Genomic DNA, 20,649 nt, shown 5'->3' with positions numbered 1-20,649 from the left:
TATTTGCAAATTGAATTGCTGATTATCCCGAAAAATAAAAAAACAGTCTAATTTTTCAATCAGACTGTTCAGTATTTAAGCATTCCGCTTATTTTAAAAAGCCATTTTCAGCCAGAAAATCCATGCTGATCTTAGACTGTTCAGTGGTATCTGCGGCTTTATCACCGAGCAATAAACGCTCGATATAACGTGCCAGCACATCCACTTCCAGATTGACCTTGCTACCCACTTTCCAGGTACTGATATTGGTACGTTCAGCCGTATGCGGAATCAAGTTCAGACTAATCACACAGCCACGCAAGTGATTAATGGTCAGGCTAATACCATCGACTGTGACCGAACCTTTTTCTGCCAGATATCTGGCAATTTCAGCCGGTGCAGTGACTTCATAATAAATCGAGCGTGCATCTGCACGCACCAAAGTGATCTCGCCGACTGCATCGACATGACCTGAAACAATATGGCCGCCAAAACGCGTGGTCGGCAACATGGCTTTTTCGACGTTAACAGGTTGACCGGCTTTCCAGTTGCCCAGTGTCGTCCGGTTCAGACTTTCACGGGACACATCAGCTGCATACCAGTTTTCGCCCCAGTCTATGACTGTCAGGCAGATGCCATTTGTAGCAATAGAATCACCCAGATGTACATCCGACATGTCCAGGTCAGTCTGGATACGTAAACGTACATCACCACCCACACTTTGCAGACTGTCTACTTTGCCAAGGCTTTCGATAATACCTGTAAACATTTTTATTTCCTTTTCTATTCTTTTACCAGAGTGCCAACTGGGTACTGACACCGGTGGTATCCACACCGCCCAATTCTGCATAATGATGCAACTGGCTGAGGAGTTGACGGATCGGTGGACCTGACCTGGCATGGGTATCGGTAATCACAATAAATTCCAGTACGCGTGCACGTTCAGATTGGCGCTGTTTGCTGACCCGATAACGTGGTACATCCTGAGTCAGCAAGGTCACCCGGCCACGTTTCAGGTTGGCCTGCAATAAATCAGTGGCGCTGATATTACCATCCGTTGAATAACTGGTCAGAATGAAACGCGCATTGATGGTCGCCAACAAGTTTTCATAGGCTTCTTTGGCATATTTGGAAGAGTTGTACTGGCTCGGACGCTCTTTGCGCCATGCCCGGTCAATCCCGCTCTTGAAGCCCTTGGTATCTGGCGTCGGTAAATCGGCCTGATCCCATAAGGTCAAAGCATTCAGGACATGGTAATTACTGCTATAGGCATGCTGATTATACGGTGGATCCAGATAAGCCACATCTACTTCAAAACCGCTCATCTGATTGGCCAGATGCTGGGCATCGACACACCACATTTCGGCAGCCATACCTTTCTTCTGATCCGACTCGCAAAAGCGGCTTGGGGTCAGCCACAGTAAAGATTCAATCCGTTCCAGCGCCGTTTGGGTTTTTCCGCCCCAGCCGTGGTGGAAACTCTTGAAAACGCCCGAGGTATTGCTGACAAAACTGGCTGAATACAGTAATGGTGCCAGCAAGGCAGACATCTCTACATCGTCAATGGCACCTTGGGCCTGCCAAGCTGCAATCTGCTGACGAATCGCATCAATACGCATGCCGTTACGACGTTTAAAGAACAAACGGTCACGGGCGGGATCATAAATTTCATCATTGCGCGGACACAGGTTATGCGTGACCCAGCCTTTCACTTCCGGCAGACGGTTCAGATAATCAATGGCTTTCTGATAGCCACCCAATTCTTTAAACGCCGGTGCTTCAGTACAGGCCAGCACCGCATGATTCAATGCATGGCTATAGGGTTCCCAGTCATTGGCAATCACGCGATAACCATTTTGACGGGCTAAGCGTGATACCACACCAGAACCAGCAAAAAAATCAGCAAAAATCGGCGCACGGCCATCTTCACGCTTCAGAGTTCCTGTAATTTCAAGTGCTTCCAGAATCAAATGTAATAAACGGCGTTTGTTGCCCAGATAAGGAACCAGCTGATGGAAAAGATATTCATCGGTGGTACGTGCCGCATGGCGACGTTTATGATAAACCGTAGACTCTGAACTCATAGTGTCTCTTGAAAAGGAATTAACCTGAAGCGCACGTCATCACCCAAGCGAGTCACATCGCGCAGCTTAAATCGGAGTTGTTCTGCCATAAGGCTGAATTCTGCATTAAACATAGTACGTGCAGACTGACCCAATAAGGTCGGTGCAACGTAACTGATCAGTTCATCAACCAATTGTTCTTGTAAAAATGCCGTAGATAAGGTCGCCCCTGCTTCCACCAAGACATCATAAATCTGATGCTGCTCAGCCAGCTGGGACAATAATTGTTTTAAAGGCTGTACCGGCAATTGTAACACACCCAGATCGGCCAGCTCTTGCCGAAAAGGTCCCATCACCAACACGGTATCGGCTTGCGCTAGAATTTTCGCCGTTAATGGCAAACGCCCCTGACGATCCAAAATGATACGCTTGGGCTGTACTACTGTTTCAATATCTTCAATGCCATCCAGTTGCCGCACATTCAGCTGACAGTCATCGGCCAGAACTGTTTCAATCCCAGTGATGACTGCACCGGAAATGGCCCGCCAATGCTGCACGTCCTGACGCGCCTCGGCTCCGGTAATCCATTTCGATTCACCGGATGCCATCGCCGTACGGCCATCCAGACTGGATGCAATTTTAAGTCGCACATACGGCATGCCGGTCGCCATGGCTTTCAGGAAACCTTGATTCAGCTGATGCGCTTGTTCCTGACCAATCCCGACTTCAACATCGATACCGGCATCTTTTAAAATCTGTACACCCTTGCCCGCCACCAGCGGATTTGGATCAGGACAGGCCACGACCACTTTAGCCACACCAGCTTCAACCAGACCCTTGGCACATGGCGGCGTTCGCCCATAATGCGCACACGGCTCCAAAGTGACATACGCGGTTGCACCACGTGCCTGCTCACTAGCCTGACGCAGCGCGAATACTTCAGCATGCGGCTGCCCTGCTTGAGGATGAAAACCCTCACCGATAATGACGCCATCTTTGACAATGACACAGCCGACATTCGGATTGGGCTTGGTCGAGTATTGACCTTGCTGGGCAAGCTGAATTGCGCGGCGCATCCAGACTTGATCTTGATTCAGTTCAGACATGCTTATTCTTGTGATTCTCGCTGTTGCATCTGTTCAATTTGATGACGAAAAGCTTCAACATCCTGGAAATCCTGATAAACCGAAGCGAAACGCACATAGGCCACGTGATCGAGTGCGAATAAAGACTGCATGACAATTTCACCGATGGTACGCGATTTCACATCACGCTCACCCAAACGGCGAATCTGTAACTGGATATCGCTCAAAACTGTTTCAATCTGCTCTTGGGTTACCGGACGTTTCTGCAAGGCATGCATCAGGGAACGACGTAATTTGGCTTCATCAAAGGGTTCATTCTTGCCATCCGATTTAATCACGCGCGGCATCACCACTTCATAACTTTCAAAAGTCGTAAAACGTTCATTACAACTGACACATTCACGGCGACGACGAATCTGACAGCCTTCAGCTGCCAGGCGTGAATCAATCACTTTACTGTCTGCAGTATTGCAAAATGGGCAATGCATAGCGGTTTAATTGAACAAATCCAGATGGATTCCGAGTGTAGCAAAAATTGCAAACTTTGTAGAGTCTTACGCAACATATAGAAAAAAAACAGCCCATTTGGGCTGTTTTGCACTATATATTGATTATTGTGTGTTTATTATTATTCGACACGTTCACCATGCTGGCTCAAATCCAGACCCATGCGCTCATCATCAGATGCGACACGGATACCAATGATCAAGTCAATCACTTTCAGGATAATGAACGTCATGATGGCAGAGTAAGCGATGGTCGCCAGTACACCTTCAACCTGAACCCAAAGCTGGCTCATCATGTTGGCTGGTGCAGCATCCCCCATAATGAATTCGCTGGCAAAAAAAGCGGTTAAAATTGCACCGACCACACCACCTACACCATGCAGGCCAAACGCATCTAAAGAATCATCGGCTTTCAAGGCACGTTTCAGCGCAGTGATTCCCCAGAAACACACCACACCACCGATCAAACCCATCGCCAATGCACCACCGACCGTCACGAAACCTGCGGCTGGCGTAATCACCACCAGACCAGCAACTGCACCCGATACGCCGCCTAATACAGATGCTTTGCCACGTGCCAGTTTTTCAGTAATCAGCCAAGAGAGCGCTGCCGCTGCCGCTGCCACCTGAGTCACCACCAGCGCATAACCTGCAGAGCCGTTCGCACCCAAGGCAGAACCACCGTTGAAACCGAACCAGCCCACCCAAAGTAAAGATGCACCCACCACAGTAAGGGTCAAGTTGTGTGGCGCCATCGATTCACGGCCCAGGCCCATACGTTTGCCCAGCATATACGCTGCTACCAGACCGGCAACACCCGAGTTGATGTGAACCACTGTACCACCAGCAAAATCGAGCGCACCGTCATTACCCAACCAGCCGCCGCCCCAGACCCAGTGAGTAATCGGCGCATAGACAATCACCACCCAAAGTGCAATGAAAGCAACGAAAGCACCAAATTTCATCCGTTCTGCGATCGAACCACTAATAATTGCAACGGTAATGATGGCAAAAGTCATTTGGAAAATGACAAACAGAATTTCAGGAATGGTGCCTGAAAGCGCCTCTGTGGTAATACCGGCCAACATAAATTTGTCCAAGCTACCAATGAAGGCATTTCCTTCCCCGAAGGCCAGGGTATAACCGATAATCACCCAGACAATGCTGACGACTGCAGCGGCAATAAAGCTATGCGCCATGGTCGCCAGGACGTTTTTCTTACGGACCATACCGCCATAAAAGAGTGCTAGACCCGGAATGGTCATGAGTAAAACTAATGCGGTGGACGTTAAAACCCAGGCAGTATCACCTGTATCTAATGTTGCTTCTTCTTCTGCAGGTACTGCTGTTTCAACTGGCGCTGCTTCAGCAATTGCTGCTGGAGTATCTGCCGTATTATTCAGTGTGGTTTCGCCTGTTTCTTCAACAAGCACAATGTCTTCTGCGGGTGGTGTTGCTGTTGCAGCATTTTCAGCCCATGCAACAGAACCACCAAAAAGTGCGCCGGCCATGCCGAACGCAAGTAGCATTTTTTTCATTCGTATCCCCCAACCAAGTTTTTGTGAGTTCTTAGGTACTCAGCAAACTTCGTGCCAAGTTAAACAGCGTCTGCACCTGTTTCACCTGTACGAATACGGATGACTTGTTCTAAGTTCGTCACGAAAATTTTTCCGTCACCAATTTTTCCAGTGCTAGCAACACGCGTAATAGATTCAATGACGGAGTCAACCATGTCATCGCTAATCGCGATTTCAATTTTGACTTTCGGCAGGAAATCTACAACGTATTCAGCACCACGATAGAGTTCAGTATGGCCTTTTTGACGACCAAAGCCTTTCACTTCAGTTACAGTGATGCCTTGAACACCAATTTCAGACAATGCTTCACGAACATCATCCAATTTAAAAGGTTTTACGATTGCAGTTACGAGCTTCATGTTTGTTTTCCTTCGGCTTATTTCACCAGTAAGGTTTTACGTTCAAATTTCATGCCAAGATTCCTAAGGTCGGGGGAAATTAGAAAGCCCGGCATGCGGTTTATTTATACCTTATTTTATACTTATAAAGGTTTTGAATCTTTAAAAAACCGACATTTTTTATGTGGATTTTTACAATATCTCTTATCGATTAAGCCTATATTTTGTCTGAAATACTAGGGTCTGTATTCGAGCAATGCTAAACTGTCGCTTCCTTTCGATGGCGATGGATCAGACAATGATTGAAACCCTATTACAAGCAATTTTGCAGCAAGTTGAACAACCTAAGAAAGATCTGGAACAGAATATTCGTGCTCTATTAAATGAAGCTGTGACAAAAATGGATCTGGTGTCCAAAGAAGAAATTGAACGTCAACGTACTGCCCTCGATAATGCCAATCATCGCCTCAATGATTTGCTGAAACAGGTTGAAGCCTTAGAAGATAAAATTTCGAATAAAAAATAAGCACAAGTACAGTGCACAAAAGACCTAAGACCGATAAAAATAATGCACTAAATTGGAACAATAATAATGTCTTTTGCCAAAATTTATACGCGAGGCTTGCTTGGCCTGCACGCGCCTTTAATTGAAGTCGAGGTTCATGTCAGTTCCGGCATGCCTTCACTCACGATTGTGGGGCTTCCTGAAGCCGCAGTCCGGGAAAGTAAAGACCGGGTGCGTTCTGCCATTTTAAATAGTGGCTTTCAGTTTCCGACCAAACGCCTGACCATTAATCTGGCTCCAGCAGATCTACCGAAAGATGGTTCGCGTCTGGATTTACCGATTGCTTTAGGTATTTTGGTCGCCTCCGGACAGCTTCCGGAAAACTGCACCGATGATCTTGAGTTTATTGGAGAATTGGCTCTCGATGGTCAACTTCGCCCAGTCACAGGGATCCTGAGCATTGCGATTGCCTGTCAACATGATCAGCATCAACTGATGCTGCCGGGTCCGAATGCACAAGAAGCCTGCCAACTCCCGGACTTTAAGGTCTTTGCTGCCAATCATCTAAAAGAGGTGTGTGAGCATCTTGCTCAGACGCAGTGCTTAGCAGAAATACAAACCATCCCAGTCGATACCAACCATTTTTATAAATGTGATCTTGCCGATGTCAAAGGCCAATTGCGGCCACGGCGTGCACTGGAAATTGCAGCAGCGGGTGGCCATTCCCTGCTGTTTCGAGGACCACCGGGGACAGGAAAAACCTTACTCGCATCTCGATTAGCCAGTATTTTACCGCCTTTAAAAACCCAGGAAAATCTGGAAGTTGCCAGTATTTATTCAGTCGCCAATGCCAATCATCCTTTTGGCCAGCGGCCGTTTCGAGCCCCGCATCATACTGCTTCTGCTGTTGCACTGGTCGGTGGCGGCTCACACCCCAAACCGGGTGAAATTACGCTGGCGCATTTGGGCGTGTTATTTCTGGATGAATTGCCTGAATTTGATCGAAAGGTACTGGAAGTTTTGCGCCAGCCTCTGGAAGCCAAAGAAATTGTGATTTCTCGTGCATCACGTCAGATCACTTTTCCAGCCAATTTTCAGCTGGTGGCTGCCATGAATCCCTGCCCATGCGGTTATGCCTTTAATCAGGATATTCGTTGCCAATGTTCGCCTGACAGTATCAAGCGCTATCAGAACCGGATTTCAGGGCCGCTGCTGGATCGGATTGATTTACATATTGATGTACCGCCCTTACAGGCGCATGAGTTACAGGATAATCGGCCGACAGAGGACTCTGAAACGGTCAGACAACGCGTGATAGCAGCTTATGAGATTCAGATGCAACGGCAAAATAGCTTGAATATGAGTTTGAGTCCAAAACAGTTAGAACATTATGCTAGCTTGGATCAGACTGCCCAGAATATGCTTGAACTGGCTCAACAAAAACTGAATTTATCCGCACGTGGCTATCATCGGGTATTACGGGTGGCACGTACCATTGCTGATTTAAATCAAAGCACAGAAATCCAGAGTCAGCATCTGTCTGAAGCTTTGTCTTATCGGGGACAGCAACAGATCTAAATCAACAGATAAAAAGCGACCTGAGGTCGCTTTTTATCTATAGGAAATTAGAAGCTGTAAGCCAACCCGAAGACCACTTTATTATTTTGTTTTACATCATTACGATCATAACCACCCAGAATATAATTCATGCTTGCCGTTACGCCTGTATCGGCAAGCGGCTTGCTTAAACCGATATCAAAATGACGGAAGCCAAAGCTTTCAGTTGAGTCAGGAATATAATCACCACTTTCTTTATAAATATACAAACCCAGTGCGGTATCCAGGCTAAAATCATGAGGTAAGGCATAGCTATAGCTGCCTTTGATGTAGGTATCGCCAGTATTGCCCCAAGCGGTATCTTCCAAAAGTGTTTGAGCGCTTATACCGAAATCTTTGTAGCTCAGACCTAACATGGTTTCAAAGCCATTCGAGTCTGTATTTCCGACATCATAGTAATAATAGTAAGTTAAACCGACGGTATAAGCCAAATCTTCATTAATTGAACCGTTATAACCTGCATAAAAGTTATTTTCGAATTCGCTACCATTATCGCTGCCATAATCTAGGGTTGAACCCCACCATCCTGCATAAAAACCAGAGGCATGGTTATAATCGAGTCCACCTTGTAATGTCGCGCCTTTATTTTCAGGTACATTGGTGATACCACGCAAGTTATAGCTCGAAAGTACGCTAATATTTCCAGAGAATGTATGTTCCGATGCAGGTTCAGCTGCAAAAGTGAAAGTAGATGCAGCACCCAGCACAGCAACGGATAAGGCTTTTAAAATTAGTTTCATTATATGGCTCCCCAAGACCGTCCTCAGACGTTTTTATGATCATTTATTGCACTCGGGATAAACTTTGCAAAAGCTATGCCAATCGAGAAAGAAATACAAATGAGCTAAAAATATAAAAATACTTTCCACTTTAAGCATTTGATTTAAAATTAAAAAATAGAATATTTAAAATACCTTTACGCTGGATAATTCATTCTCAAAATGTTTTTCAATACTCTCTTATTGTTTTTTTAAACAATATATATTTATTTACATATTGCCTCTTTTTAACCCCATTTCCATATTGATTAAAATTTATGCTAAAAAACAGTGCATCATCACCACTCTTGATCTTGTTGTAGAATTTTAACTTTAAAAAAGTAAATAGACTGAACAGTTCTAGGATGAAGATGCTTAAGCTCATTATTTTGATATTTAAATATACTATTGTTTTTAATAAATTTTTTATGATAGATAAAAAAATACGCCACTCAATATTCAATCAGATTCTTATGTAATCTGTAAAAAATCTTAACTTTAGTGGAATATGCTCAATAAAAAATGACATTTTTTCAGCAATTCTTATACAATTCCTAAAAATTCCGATCAATTTGTATAAGGCTCTCTCCCCAATGCAAAATTCAAAAAAATTAATGTTGGCAGTTTTGATTCAGGCTGCTTTGGTTTCATCTGTATATGCAAATGAACAAAGTGAAGCTAAAGGCTTTATTGAAGGCGCTGAGGGTACAGTTTTATTCCGTACCGGTTATTTGCACCGTGACAAGAAAAATGGTGTAGCAGATACTAGCTCATTCGCTCAAACTGCGATTGTTAAGCTGGATTCCGGTTTTACTCAAGGTACAGTAGGCTTTGGTGCCGGTATTATTGGTGATGCTTCATTCAAGTTAGGTGAAAATGGTCATACGGGTAATGATATGATCCCTACACATCCTCAAAATAATGCTGATGGAACTAAAGATGCTTATGACCACTGGGTTCGTGGTGGTGCATATGTCAAAGCTCGTGTATCGAATACAACAGCAACTTATGGTACTCAAGTTTTAGACTTACCTGTACTTGCAAGCAATACTGCGCGTTTAGTGCCTGAGTACTACACTGGTGTATTGATAGAAAGTAATGAAATTGAAAATCTAAACCTAATCGCTGGTAAATTCACAGAGAATCAGCTTTCAAACCAAATCAATTCTGATGGTGCAGAGCTGGATCGCGCAGTGGTATGGGGTGCGAAATACAAATTTAATGATGCAGTTAATGCTTCTTATTATGGTACAGATATTAAAGATCGCCTAGACCGCCATTATATCAATACCAACTATAACTATGCTTTGGCAAATGAAAGCACCTTAACGCATGATTTTAGTGGTTACCATACAAAATGGGATAAGGAAGCAAATCCATATCTTTATTCTCAAATCGGCTCACCAGACGATTCATTCGATAATACTATTTTAGCTTTATCTACAACTTATAATCGTGGTCCACATAATGTTATGGTCGCTTACCAGCAAAACTTTGGTAACACTGGCTATGACTATGGTTTAGGTACAGGCGTAGGTGATGGTAAACAAACTATTTACATGCCAAACTCATACCTGTCTGACTTCATTGGTAATGATGAAAAATCAGCGCAACTTCAGTACACGTTTGACTTTGGTGCTGTAAATGTTCCTGGCCTATCTTGGACATCTGCTTTTGTATATGGCTGGGATATTAAAGCCACCGACAATGCAGGTACTATGATCAGTGATAACGAGCATGAGCGCGAATTCTTTAACCAGGTGAAATACACTGTTCAGTCTGGTTTTGCTAAAGATGCAAGCTTACGTCTTCGTCATTCTTACTACCGTGCAAGTGATAACTACCAATCTAACTACATTGGTGATACTAATGAATGGCGTATCTGGTTAGACATTCCTGTGAAATTATTTTAATTTACTCGAAGTTCAAGCCATAAAAAACCTGCACAATGTGCAGGTTTTTCCAATTTAAGCTTTAAAAATTTAAAGACTTAAACTCACAAGCAAAGCAATTATTTGTTTGCTTCTGCATATGCAGCAATTGAGTCCAGTACTTCTTGTTTCGCAACTTCAGCACCTTCCCAACCGCTTAACTTAACCCATTTTCCAGGCTCTAAGTCTTTGTAGTGCTGGAAAAAATGTTCAATCTGGCTAATCAACAATGGAGGAAGATCAGTATATTCCTGAATATCTTTGTAGATTGGAGTCAATTTGTCGTGTGGAACTGCAACCAGTTTCGCATCAACACCACCATCATCTTCCATGTTCAGTTTACCAACAGGACGGCAACGGATCACAGAACCTGGCTCTACTGGGTGTGGCGTTACAACCAATACGTCAAGTGGATCACCATCAAGAGAAAGTGTATTAGGTACATAACCGTAGTTTGCTGGGTAGAACATTGCTGTACCCATGAAACGGTCTACGAATAATGCATCAGAATCTTTATCAATTTCGTATTTGATCGGTGCTGCATTGGCAGGAATTTCGATAATGACATAGATGTCGTTTGGCGCATCTTTACCCGCTGGGATATTGCTGTAGCTCATAGCATCACTCTTTAACAAGTTATATCTTTTAAAAAACCGCGACAATTATAACGGTTTTTAAAGAAATGTTTGGATTTTAAAATATCGAACTGTAAATATGTCCGCGAACTGTAATTGATTGCTTAAACGATCTTGATGATCAGCAGCAATAAAGCCACAGGACATAAGATTGAAAGTAGCCAGACGATCGAACGTAAAGTCGCCCAGTTGGCCAGATAACAAATGCCGTACAACACACGAAATACCAGATAGGCTATCCCGAAGGTCATGACCAGGGTTTGAGGAACCACCATATATTCAGCCATTAAAATAGCGGCAATAAACAATGGTAAACTTTCAAAACTATTTTGTTGAACCGCATTGGCACGGCTCGAGAGCCCGGTTGATTTTGCTAAAAACTCTCGTGGGTTCTGATTGTCTTTTGTGCTAAAGCCTGCCGATTTCTTTGCAATCAAAGTAAATACATAAGGCAAAAGACAAGCGGCTAAAATGAGATAAATCACCCCACTAATGCTGTGCATCTGTTTTTTCTCATGAAAATTTTATATCTATCATAGCATGGTGTTTCGTGAATAAATTTTGTTAAATAGAGTGTTTTTTATTACTTAAGAAGGATTCACTATGGTCGCGCCTGAGCAAAATGAAATGTTCGATGTCCTCGATAAACAGCGCCAGCATCAACGTCAAGTGGATCGCGTATTAAAAATCGTGCTGCCGATTGTGGCTTTTTTGATGGCCGTGATTTGTGCCAATATGAATATCTGGTCGCCGATCTTTAGCTTTGCCATTTTATGGATTGCCTTTTATGCCGTCGGCATCAAGCGCATGCCAATCTGGCACTGGGTGGTAGCCATTTTGGTCTATTGTGTGGTCGACAATATTCTGAGTTATGGCAACTTTAACCAGACAGGATTTACCCGCCAATTTGGCACCATGTTTATTTTTCTGGGAGTAGTCGGTGTAGGACGTCCTTATTTTGACCGCTGGCTCATGAAAAAATAAAAACCTGCAAATAAAAAAAGCGCCATCAGGCGCTTTTTTTAATATCGAGTTTAAGCTGTTTTACGTAAATCTTTACGCAGGATTTTACCCACGTTCGATTTCGGTAATTCGTCCATAAACTCCACATAGCGTGGACGTTTATAACCGGTCAGATTTTCTTTAGCGAAGGCCAAGACTTCTTCTGTGGTCAAAGACGGATCTTTTTTCACAACAAACAGTTTCGGTACTTCACCAGATTTTTCATCTGGCACACCAATCGCAGCCACTTCCAGTACTTTTGGATGGGTTGCAACAACTTCTTCAATCTCAGATGGATACACGTTAAAACCAGACACTAAAATCATGTCTTTTTTACGGTCTACGATTTTCACATAACCACGTGAATCCATGACACCGATATCACCAGTACGGAAGAAGCCATTAACCATGACTTTTTCAGTTTCGTCTGGGCGGTTCCAGTAGCCTTTCATGACCTGAGGACCACGGATTGAAATTTCACCTTGCTCACCCAGTGCCACTTCATTGCCGTCATCATCCAGAATCGCCACTTCAGTTAATGGCAATGGAATACCGATGGTGCCACTGAATTCTTCAGAAGCAGGCGGGTTTGCCGTTGCAACCGGAGAGGTTTCAGACAAGCCATAACCTTCAACAATATTGGTTCCAGTGAGCTTTTTCCACGCTGCTGCTGTAGAAGGAAGTACCGCCATACCGCCGCCCATCGCCATTTTCAATTTGCTATGATCAAGCTGTTTGAACTCTTCATTGTTCACCAGCGCATTGAATAGTGTATTCACTGCCGGGAAGAAAGTCGGCTGGTATTTACGTAGTTCCTTCATCACCGCAGGAAGATCACGCGGATTCGGAATCAGGACGTTGGCCTGACCTTTATACATGCCATAAAGTGCGCACACCATGAATGCAAAGATATGATAAAGCGGCAAGGCACAGAAAATACGGTCATCTGGCTGGCCATCTTGTGCACCAAACTTACTCTGGAAGATCCCGTCACACTGCAACATGTTCGCAACCAGGTTACGATGTGTCAGTTCAGCCCCTTTCGATACGCCGGTAGTACCACCAGTATATTGTAGAACCGCGGTATCGCTCAGGCTCAACTCAGGACGTTTGTAATTGCTCGGGCTAATTTTATTTAATGCCGTATTGAATTTCACGTGGCCTGGAATGTCCCAAGCTGGAATCTGCTTACGCACAGAACGCAAGACAAAGTTCACCAGAGTTCCTTTCAAAGCACCCAGCATATCGCCTACAGAAGCAATAACCACATGTTTTACCGGGGTTTTACCCAGAATCGCCTGGTAAACAGAGGCAAAGTTCTCAATAATCACCAGGACTTCAGAACCTGAGTCATTGAGTTGATGCTCAAGTTCACGCGAAGTATAAAGTGGATTGACGTTGACCAGTACCAACCCTGCGCGGAAAACCCCAAGTGCCACGACCGGATACTGAAGCACGTTTGGCATCATCACCGCCACACGTGAACCTTTTGCCAACCCCAAGCTTTGTAAATACGTTGCAAACTTACGGCTCGCCTCTTCCAGATCATTGAAAGTCATGGCCTTATCCATAAAGATAAAGGCATCACGCGAACCAAATTTTTGGAAATTACGTTCAAAAACATCGACTAGAGAAGTATTCTCTGCCGGTAATTCTACTGTTTCCGGAATCCCTGTCTTTTGGTATTCAGCCAACCAAATTTTTTCCATAATGCCCATCTCTCCAATCATAATCCTTAGTGTTTTCAACTGTTTTTTTCAATATCACACGCCATTTTTAGACTTGTATATGTGCAATATTGCATCCATCTTGTTGAATCGTTTTTCATATATAACGTATTTTACAGGATGGATGCTAGTCTTATCTTTGAATCAACAGTTTATTTGCTTTTTGATATCCGCGTGGTAAAAGCTGTCCTTTTGCACCGCGCTTGCCGATATATTTCTGCAAATCATCCCCTTTTAATTTTAACTGCTGTTGTCCTGCAAGCACTTGAATTATTTCATCAAGCTTTAATATTGTCATGGACAAAATTTGATCACCACCTTCAAGTTGTATCAATTTATTTCCTTTACCTTTGTTCAATACAGGCAATTCTGCTAAATCGACAATCAACAGGCGTCCTACTGAACTGAGCAGTGCAACATGCGTGGCATCTTCGAGTGGCTGCAGGCTCATGACTTGCGCCCCATCGGATAAGTTCAGGAAGGCCTTCCCTGCTTTGGCATTGGTATCCAGCTGTTTGGCCTGCGTTTTAAAACCATAACCCTTGTTACTCAGCGCCAGGACTTCCGTCTCATCCTCTGCAACAAAGACCTGTTTAAAACCGATGCCGCTGGCAGGTGATAATTTTGAACTTAAAGGTTCACCCAGACCACGCGCCGACGGCAGGTTATTGATTGGCAAGGCATAACTACGTCCCGATTCATCCAATACATAGACACGCTGATTGGATTTGCCCTGTGCATGACTGAGATATTGATCACCGGCACGGAAATTCAGATTTTCAGCGTCAACATCATGGCCTTTGGCACAGCGAATCCAGCCGGCTTCTGACAAAATCACAGTCACAGGATCGGCTGGTAACATTTCATTTTCATTAATCGCAGCAGCTTCGGCACGTTGCACTAGTGGCGAACGGCGATCATCACCGAATTTCTTGGCATCATCTTTCAGTTCATTGATGATCAGCGCTTTTAAAGATTCCGGATTGGCCAGCTGTTCACGAATCACCGCAGCCTTCGCTTCCAGTTCTTCCTGCTCACGGCGCATTTCCATTTCTTCAAGCTTGGCCAAATGACGCAGTTTCAGCTCCAGAATGGCTTCGGCCTGAATCTCATCAATGCCAAAGCGTTCCATTAACACGGGCTTGGGCTGATCTTGTTCACGAATAATCTGAATCACTTCATCGATACTCAAGTAGGCAATGATCAGCCCCCCCAGAATATGCAGGCGTTTTTCGATTTTGTTCAGATGATATTGCAGACGACGGGTCACCGTGGTTTTACGGATCTCGATCCATTCCAGTAAAATGCGGCGAATCGATTTCACCTGTGGACGGCCATCGGCACCAATCATGTTCATGTTGACACGGTAGCTCGATTCCAGATCAGTGGTGGCAAATAAATGACTCATCACCGCTTCGGCATCAATCCGGTTAGAACGCAATACAATCACTAAACGGGTTGGATTGGCATGATCCGATTCATCCCGTACATCGCTGACCAAAGGCAGTTTCTTAGCCTGCATCTGGTCGGCAATCTGGGTGATGATTTTGGAGCCTGAGACCTGATATGGCAGTTCAGTAATCACAATCTCATTTTTATCGACGGTATAGACCGCGCGCATACGATAACTACCACGACCTGTGACCTGAATTTTTAACAGTTCAGCAGGTGGGGTAATAATTTCTGCTTTGGTCGGCAAGTCCGGCGCAGGAATATATTCTGAGATTTTTTCATCGCTCAGATTCGGGTTACGAATCAGGGCAATGGTGCCTTTAATCACTTCACGCAGGTTATGCGGCGGAATGTCGGTGGCCATACCGACGGCGATTCCCGTTGTACCATTTAAGAGAATATTCGGTACACGTGCCGGCAAGTTCACCGGCTCTTTCATCGAACCATCAAAGTTGTCCTGCCAGTCACAGGTACCCTGACCCAGTTCAGACAGTAACAGTTCACTGTACTGAGACAGTTTGGCTTCGGTATAACGCATTGCGGCAAAAGACTTCGGATCATCCGGCGAACCCCAGTTGCCCTGTCCTTCAATAAACGGATAACGATAGCTAAACGGCTGTGCCATCAGCACCATGGCTTCATAACAGGCCAAGTCACCATGCGGATGATATTTACCCAGTACGTCACCGACGGTACGTGCAGATTTCTTTGGTTTGCTGGTCCATTTCAGGCCCAGCTCACTCATGGCATAGACAATACGGCGCTGTACCGGTTTCAGGCCATCACTGATGTGCGGTAAGGCCCGATCCATAATCACGTACATGGCGTAATTCAGATAAGCTTGTTCGGTAAATTCTGCTACGGAGCGGTTTTCTGTCGCATGATGCGCAAGGCTTGTCATAACAACCTATAGTCCTAAATAATTCGTTTTTGTATCAATGTTTCTTATGCTATGTCGCGGCTGGGGATGACACAAGAGCATCAAATGCCTCAGCGCGACAATTTGTGTCTTATGGCCTAAAAATATCCACTTTATAGACCCTAAGCAACTAAAAATTCATCAAGTTTATAAGCCCATCGACTCAAGGGTCTTGCCTTTGGTTTCTTCACCCAAAACCAGAATCACGATTGCAACGGCAACCAGAACCGCAGTAAACATGGTGAAGACATAACTGAAACCATTTGGCATGCCCATCAAATGGGTGACAGCAAAAGGTGCTGCGATGCCCCCAATTCGGCCTACTGCGCCAGCCCAGCCTGAACCAAAAGCACGGATATTGGTTGGATATTGTTCTGGTGTATAGGTATAAAGCACGCCCCAAGCACCCAGATTAAAGAAGGACATCAGACAGCCCCAGATCACAATTTCGGTGACACTGCCCGACTGGCCAAAGAAATATGCCGAGATGGCACACATGCCGATGAAACCTGCCAAGGTCGGTTTACGACCGAGTTTTTCGACCAGCCATGCTGCCACCAGATAACCGGGCAACTGCGCTAAAATCATAATCAGCACGTATTCAAAGGACTGGACGATGCTATAGCCTTCTTTGACCAGCAAACTTGGCAACCAGGTAAAGATGCCATAATAAGAAAATATAATACCGAACCAGATCAGCCACAGCATGAGGGTACGACGCGCAAAGATACCCGACCACAACTGGGTAAATGAAATATGCTGTTTCTCTGCGACCGGCTTCACTTCAAAGATTTCATAAACTTCAACGCCGCATTGACGCTCGATCTTTTTCACCAGTGCCGAAGCTTCTTCTACACGGCCACGGTTAATCAGAAATGGAATAGATTCCGGCACCATTTTCCAGATCACAATCGCATATAGCGCAGGCAGACCACCGATCAGGAAAGCGGTTTGCCAGCCAAAATCCGGAATGACAAAGCGCGATACCAGAGCCGCAACCAACCAGCCCAGTCCCCAGAAGCTTTCCAGCAATACGATAAAACGGCCACGCACATGCGCAGGAATATATTCACTGACCAGCGTCACTGCCACGGGTAACTGTCCACCCAGACCTAAACCGACGATAAAACGAAACACCAACAACCAGGTCAAATTCGGTGCAAAAGCGCAGGCCGCTGTAGCCAAGCTATAAATCACCAGTGTCACAGCGAATACGGTTTTACGGCCGAAACGGTCTGCCAGACCACCTGAACAGATTGCACCGATTGCCATACCAACAAAACCAATCGACACTACCCAGCTTTTTTGATCCGCAGTCATCTGCCAGTCTTCAGCCATTTTTGCCAGAATAAAGGAAATCAATCCGGTATCCATGGCATCAAACATCCAACCGAGTCCAATCACCACCAGCAAGGTGTAATGAAACCGACCAATCGGTAAGCGTTGTATGCGAGAAACTAAATCCATAACAAAAATCTCTGATCAGGTGGAACGGGAGATGCTGCTTTCTCAACAGGTAGGCTGCTTTGTATTTTTTATACTATGAATTAAGCTGAATGCGGCTATTTTTTATAGCCGCATTCATGACGATTACAAATCAGGATTCGTCTTTGGAAGATGCCGAATGTTCATCATCTTCTTTATAAATGAATTTTGGCATTTCCAGTCCAAAATAGATGGCGATCAAACGCAAGCTAAAGCCGAAAATCAGGGTGGAAAGAATGGTCAGGTCCTGCGACAAGCCGTAATGGCTACAGAGCCAGTAAAAGATCACTGAAACAAAAGCAATACTGGCATACAGTTCACGACGGAAAACCAAAGGTACATCATTACATAGGATGTCACGCAAGATCCCGCCGGATACACCGGTCAAGACACCTGCAACGGCACTCACCACAAAACCATGTCCCATTTCCAGAGCAATCTGGCAGCCAATAATGGTAAAACCAATCAGACCCAAGGCATCCAGTACCAGGAAGACATTACGTAACTGGCGCATCCATTTTGCAATCAGGATGGTGACGAAAGCAGCGCAACAGGTCAGCACCAGATATTCGGGGTGTTTGACCCAGGTTAAAGGATAATGTCCCAGCAGAACATCACGAACCGACCCACCACCCAATGCCGTAACACAGGCAATGATCATGACACCAAACCAGTCCATGCTGCGCCGGCCAGCAGACAGTGCCCCGGTCATCGCTTCAGCGGTAATTGCAATAATATAGATGACGGTCAGTAACATCGCCCTGCTTCCACCTGAGGCTTTGAGATGGCGCTTATTCTAAGCTAAATCTATGTGAAAGTTATAAAAATCCCGCACAACATTGCTTAAATTTTTTCCCCGAGCCACAAATGCAAACCTGTTTCATGCTGAGTTTCTGCTCCGTGGTCGGGTCCAGAAAATACCAGTGGCCTTCAAATTTTACAAAATGCGAAGCTTCATGATGCACGTGTGCCTGCTTGCCAGCATGAAAATGCGCCTTAAACTCGACTAAGGCATGATTTTTATCTAATTTTTCATTGGCTTGAATAATCTCAAGCTTTAACCACTGATTGGCTTTGCTCCAATCGCTAATGGCTTGCAAATCCAGTGCCTGCTGCTGACCCAGCGCAGTCGTGGTTTTGATGTAATCGATTTCATGCTTGGCAAAGGCACTATAACGGGAACGCATCAGTTGCTGCGCAGTCTCTGCGACCTGTTGTCCAGTATGTAAGAGCTGACAGCAGCTATGATATTCACCTTGTCCGCATGGACATGCTTCTGACATTTCAGTTCCATAAAAATAGCCCGACAATGCGGGCTATTTTAGCAAACTTTACCAACCCAACGCTGACTATAATTTAGTCCTGCGCAGGAAGCTGCGGAATGATATGCACTTTATCAATCTTATGACCGTCCATGGTCACCACCTCAAAGATATGCCCGTCTGCTTCAAACTTTTCACCGCTGTGCGGTAAACGTGCCATATGGAATAACACATAGCCAGATAAGGTCGAATATTCTTCAGTTTCATTGACCAGATCACGATCCAGCAGCAAGGAAACGTGACGAATATCGGTGGAACCGTCCAGAATCAGGCTGCCATCATCCAGACTTTCTGCTGCCACTTGCAGCTCATCTTCATCTGGAAATTCACCGGCAATCGCTTCAAGAATATCAATCGGCGTGGCAATCCCTTCAATTGAGCCATATTCATTCAGCACAATTGCCATCTGTAAGGGTGCTTGACGCAATTGATCCATCACCATCAGTACCTGAGCATTTTCATGCACGATGACTGGCTCACGTAAATGCTTTTCAAAGTCCAGCACCCCAGTTTCAATATATTCATTCAGGACTTTATGGGTCAGCACCACACCGGCAATATTGTCCAGTTCGCCGCGAGCGATGATCAGACGCGAGTGGCTCATCTGCAACAATTGTGCTTTGATGCTGTCGGCATCATTGTCCAGATCGATCCATTCCAGTTCGGGACGCGGCGTCATCACCGATTTTACCGGACGTTCAGACAGACCCAAAACTCCCTGCACCATGACACTATGATAGATGCCATTGTCATCATTAAAGACTTCATCAGCAAAGGCACGGGTTGCCAGAACATCTTCCGGTTCAGACGAATCATTGTCCTGAGCAGGTTTACCACCCAGCATACGCATCACGGCAGAGGCAGTACGGTAGCGCATATCCGTGGTGGTCACCATTTTTTCCTGATTGCGTTTCATGGTCTGGTTAATAAATTCGACAATCACCGAGAAGCCAATTGCAGCATACAGATAACCTTTCGGAATATGGAAACCGAAGCCTTCCACCACCAGCGAGAAACCGATCATCATCAGGAAGCCCAGACACAGAATCACCACGGTCGGATGTCTGTTGACAAAATCCATCAGGGCTTTGGATGCCCAGAGCATAATCCCGATGGCAATAATCACGGCAATCATCATCACTGACAGGTCTTTGACCATACCTACTGCAGTAATTACGCTGTCCAATGAGAATACGGCATCCAGCACCACGATCTGGACAATCACCATCCAGAATACTGCATGGACCGGATTTTCTTCTTTAATGACCGGTTTGGCTTCCAGACGCTCATGCAGTTCCATGGTGCCTTTAAACAGCAGGAACACCCCACCAAACAATAGAATCAGATCTCGACCCGAGAAAGCATGATCAAATATATGGAACAGTGGATCAGTAAGAGTGACCACCCAGGCAATCGAAGCCAGCAAGATCAAACGCATCACCAGGGCCAGCATTAAGCCCACAACCCGTGCAGTATTACGTTGTTCTGGTGGCAGTTTCTCCGCCAGAATGGCAATAAAAACCAGATTGTCGATCCCGAGTACAATCTCAAGAACAATTAATGTGAGTAAACCGACCCAGGCTGAGGGGTCAGACATCCATTCAAAGATCATACGCTTGGCTCCTGAAACTCAGGACTGCTGTACTGAATGAACTGAGGCTGAAATGAAACAGCATAATATTTTTGATATTGAATAATATCAATTATTTGATGGCGATTTATAGCGTTACACGGCCAACGACCACTAC

Annotated in this window: 19 protein-coding genes; 4 read left to right on the top strand and 15 right to left on the bottom strand. The window is 45.0% G+C overall.

The annotated features are described in order from the left end of the window. Positions 1-88: 88 nt before the first annotated feature. The 6 genes from FTU87_RS10870 to glnK all read right to left on the bottom strand — a co-directional run bounded on the left by FTU87_RS10870 (position 89) and on the right by glnK (position 5,569). Positions 89-748, bottom strand: coding sequence for a riboflavin synthase (locus FTU87_RS10870; protein WP_179999282.1), 660 nt, complete (start codon positions 746-748; stop codon positions 89-91). A 22-nt stretch (positions 749-770) separates the two neighbouring features. Further along, complete coding sequence (locus FTU87_RS10865; RefSeq protein ID WP_005094477.1) at positions 771-2,063, bottom strand: DNA adenine methylase; 1,293 nt, start codon at positions 2,061-2,063, stop codon at positions 771-773. Then, complete coding sequence (ribD, locus tag FTU87_RS10860; RefSeq protein ID WP_180097326.1) at positions 2,060-3,148, bottom strand: bifunctional diaminohydroxyphosphoribosylaminopyrimidine deaminase/5-amino-6-(5-phosphoribosylamino)uracil reductase RibD; 1,089 nt, start codon at positions 3,146-3,148, stop codon at positions 2,060-2,062. Before ribD ends, FTU87_RS10865 begins: the two co-directional genes overlap by 4 nt. Before the next feature lie 2 nt (positions 3,149-3,150). Next, positions 3,151-3,615: a transcriptional regulator NrdR gene (gene nrdR / locus FTU87_RS10855; RefSeq protein ID WP_005094481.1), complete on the bottom strand. Its 465-nt coding sequence runs from the start codon at positions 3,613-3,615 to the stop codon at positions 3,151-3,153. Between the two features lie 140 nt (positions 3,616-3,755). Next, on the bottom strand, positions 3,756-5,171 hold the full coding sequence (locus tag FTU87_RS10850; RefSeq protein ID WP_005169048.1) for an ammonium transporter: 1,416 nt from the start codon (positions 5,169-5,171) through the stop codon (positions 3,756-3,758). A gap of 59 nt (positions 5,172-5,230) precedes the next feature. Further along, the gene (gene glnK, locus FTU87_RS10845; RefSeq protein WP_005094485.1) at positions 5,231-5,569 is read right to left on the bottom strand and encodes a P-II family nitrogen regulator; all 339 of its coding nucleotides are present in this window, start codon (positions 5,567-5,569) and stop codon (positions 5,231-5,233) included. A 277-nt stretch (positions 5,570-5,846) separates the two neighbouring features. On the opposite strand from glnK, the gene FTU87_RS10840 reads away from it, so the two are divergent. Then, positions 5,847-6,074 carry an accessory factor UbiK family protein gene (locus tag FTU87_RS10840; RefSeq protein ID WP_005094487.1) on the top strand — a complete coding sequence of 76 codons (228 nt, stop codon included), beginning with the start codon at positions 5,847-5,849 and terminating at the stop codon, positions 6,072-6,074. Positions 6,075-6,140: 66 nt separating this feature from the next. Further along, complete coding sequence (locus FTU87_RS10835) at positions 6,141-7,631, top strand: YifB family Mg chelatase-like AAA ATPase (protein WP_180097322.1); 1,491 nt, start codon at positions 6,141-6,143, stop codon at positions 7,629-7,631. Positions 7,632-7,678: 47 nt separating this feature from the next. Here the strand turns inward: FTU87_RS10835 and FTU87_RS10830 are convergent, their stop codons facing one another. After that, positions 7,679-8,410 carry a TorF family putative porin gene (locus tag FTU87_RS10830; protein WP_180040935.1) on the bottom strand — a complete coding sequence of 244 codons (732 nt, stop codon included), beginning with the start codon at positions 8,408-8,410 and terminating at the stop codon, positions 7,679-7,681. 611 nt (positions 8,411-9,021) lie between these two features. Between FTU87_RS10830 and FTU87_RS10825 the strand changes: the two genes are divergently transcribed. Continuing rightward, the gene (locus tag FTU87_RS10825) at positions 9,022-10,341 is read left to right on the top strand and encodes an OprD family outer membrane porin (protein WP_179999276.1); all 1,320 of its coding nucleotides are present in this window, start codon (positions 9,022-9,024) and stop codon (positions 10,339-10,341) included. A gap of 98 nt (positions 10,342-10,439) precedes the next feature. On the opposite strand, the gene ppa is transcribed toward FTU87_RS10825, so the two are convergent. Both ppa and FTU87_RS10815 read right to left on the bottom strand, forming a co-directional pair. Beyond that, positions 10,440-10,976, bottom strand: a complete 537-nt coding sequence (gene ppa, locus FTU87_RS10820; protein ID WP_179999274.1) for an inorganic diphosphatase — start codon at positions 10,974-10,976, stop codon at positions 10,440-10,442. A 122-nt stretch (positions 10,977-11,098) separates the two neighbouring features. Then, positions 11,099-11,497, bottom strand: coding sequence for an MAPEG family protein (locus tag FTU87_RS10815; RefSeq protein WP_180097320.1), 399 nt, complete (start codon positions 11,495-11,497; stop codon positions 11,099-11,101). A gap of 100 nt (positions 11,498-11,597) precedes the next feature. Between FTU87_RS10815 and FTU87_RS10810 the strand changes: the two genes are divergently transcribed. Further along, positions 11,598-11,978, top strand: a complete 381-nt coding sequence (locus FTU87_RS10810; protein WP_074383676.1) for a hypothetical protein — start codon at positions 11,598-11,600, stop codon at positions 11,976-11,978. Positions 11,979-12,028: 50 nt separating this feature from the next. Here the strand turns inward: FTU87_RS10810 and FTU87_RS10805 are convergent, their stop codons facing one another. The 6 genes from FTU87_RS10805 to FTU87_RS10780 all read right to left on the bottom strand — a co-directional run bounded on the left by FTU87_RS10805 (position 12,029) and on the right by FTU87_RS10780 (position 20,513). Further along, positions 12,029-13,705 carry a long-chain-fatty-acid--CoA ligase gene (locus tag FTU87_RS10805; RefSeq protein ID WP_005094498.1) on the bottom strand — a complete coding sequence of 559 codons (1,677 nt, stop codon included), beginning with the start codon at positions 13,703-13,705 and terminating at the stop codon, positions 12,029-12,031. A gap of 151 nt (positions 13,706-13,856) precedes the next feature. Continuing rightward, the gene (parC, locus tag FTU87_RS10800; protein ID WP_180097317.1) at positions 13,857-16,076 is read right to left on the bottom strand and encodes a DNA topoisomerase IV subunit A; all 2,220 of its coding nucleotides are present in this window, start codon (positions 16,074-16,076) and stop codon (positions 13,857-13,859) included. Positions 16,077-16,241: 165 nt separating this feature from the next. Next, entirely contained in the window at positions 16,242-17,561 is a 1,320-nt protein-coding gene (locus tag FTU87_RS10795; protein WP_005169062.1) for an MFS transporter, read from the bottom strand. A gap of 130 nt (positions 17,562-17,691) precedes the next feature. Beyond that, positions 17,692-18,336, bottom strand: coding sequence for a trimeric intracellular cation channel family protein (locus tag FTU87_RS10790; protein WP_005108433.1), 645 nt, complete (start codon positions 18,334-18,336; stop codon positions 17,692-17,694). Positions 18,337-18,397: 61 nt separating this feature from the next. Beyond that, positions 18,398-18,862, bottom strand: coding sequence for a YchJ family protein (locus tag FTU87_RS10785; protein ID WP_180097315.1), 465 nt, complete (start codon positions 18,860-18,862; stop codon positions 18,398-18,400). Positions 18,863-18,935: 73 nt separating this feature from the next. Beyond that, on the bottom strand, positions 18,936-20,513 hold the full coding sequence (locus tag FTU87_RS10780; protein WP_100355209.1) for a TerC family protein: 1,578 nt from the start codon (positions 20,511-20,513) through the stop codon (positions 18,936-18,938). Positions 20,514-20,649 lie beyond the last annotated feature (136 nt).

Origin of the sequence: Acinetobacter sp. YH12156 (assembly GCF_013418235.1) — a bacterium.
GTDB lineage: Bacteria > Pseudomonadota > Gammaproteobacteria > Pseudomonadales > Moraxellaceae > Acinetobacter > Acinetobacter pseudolwoffii.
This window is presented reverse-complemented; position numbering and strand designations above follow the sequence as displayed.

Bases quoted from the DNA above. Each gene is read 5' to 3' on its own strand.
- FTU87_RS10865 (WP_005094477.1), bottom strand. From the start codon at position 2,063: ATGAGTTCAGAGTCTACGGTTTATCATAAACGTCGCCATGCGGCACGT.
- FTU87_RS10815 (WP_180097320.1), bottom strand. From the start codon at position 11,497: ATGCACAGCATTAGTGGGGTGATTTATCTCATTTTAGCCGCTTGTCTT.
- FTU87_RS10780 (WP_100355209.1), bottom strand. From the start codon at position 20,513: ATGATCTTTGAATGGATGTCTGACCCCTCAGCCTGGGTCGGTTTACTC.
- FTU87_RS10830 (WP_180040935.1), bottom strand. From the start codon at position 8,410: ATGAAACTAATTTTAAAAGCCTTATCCGTTGCTGTGCTGGGTGCTGCA.
- FTU87_RS10835 (WP_180097322.1), top strand. From the start codon at position 6,141: ATGTCTTTTGCCAAAATTTATACGCGAGGCTTGCTTGGCCTGCACGCG.
- ppa (WP_179999274.1), bottom strand. From the start codon at position 10,976: ATGAGCTACAGCAATATCCCAGCGGGTAAAGATGCGCCAAACGACATC.
- nrdR (WP_005094481.1), bottom strand. From the start codon at position 3,615: ATGCATTGCCCATTTTGCAATACTGCAGACAGTAAAGTGATTGATTCA.
- FTU87_RS10850 (WP_005169048.1), bottom strand. From the start codon at position 5,171: ATGAAAAAAATGCTACTTGCGTTCGGCATGGCCGGCGCACTTTTTGGT.
- glnK (WP_005094485.1), bottom strand. From the start codon at position 5,569: ATGAAGCTCGTAACTGCAATCGTAAAACCTTTTAAATTGGATGATGTT.
- FTU87_RS10840 (WP_005094487.1), top strand. From the start codon at position 5,847: ATGATTGAAACCCTATTACAAGCAATTTTGCAGCAAGTTGAACAACCT.
- FTU87_RS10795 (WP_005169062.1), bottom strand. From the start codon at position 17,561: ATGGATTTAGTTTCTCGCATACAACGCTTACCGATTGGTCGGTTTCAT.
- FTU87_RS10870 (WP_179999282.1), bottom strand. From the start codon at position 748: ATGTTTACAGGTATTATCGAAAGCCTTGGCAAAGTAGACAGTCTGCAA.
- FTU87_RS10805 (WP_005094498.1), bottom strand. From the start codon at position 13,705: ATGGAAAAAATTTGGTTGGCTGAATACCAAAAGACAGGGATTCCGGAA.
- parC (WP_180097317.1), bottom strand. From the start codon at position 16,076: ATGACAAGCCTTGCGCATCATGCGACAGAAAACCGCTCCGTAGCAGAA.
- FTU87_RS10785 (WP_180097315.1), bottom strand. From the start codon at position 18,862: ATGTCAGAAGCATGTCCATGCGGACAAGGTGAATATCATAGCTGCTGT.
- ribD (WP_180097326.1), bottom strand. From the start codon at position 3,148: ATGTCTGAACTGAATCAAGATCAAGTCTGGATGCGCCGCGCAATTCAG.
- FTU87_RS10790 (WP_005108433.1), bottom strand. From the start codon at position 18,336: ATGTTACTGACCGTCATCTATATTATTGCAATTACCGCTGAAGCGATG.
- FTU87_RS10825 (WP_179999276.1), top strand. From the start codon at position 9,022: ATGCAAAATTCAAAAAAATTAATGTTGGCAGTTTTGATTCAGGCTGCT.
- FTU87_RS10810 (WP_074383676.1), top strand. From the start codon at position 11,598: ATGGTCGCGCCTGAGCAAAATGAAATGTTCGATGTCCTCGATAAACAG.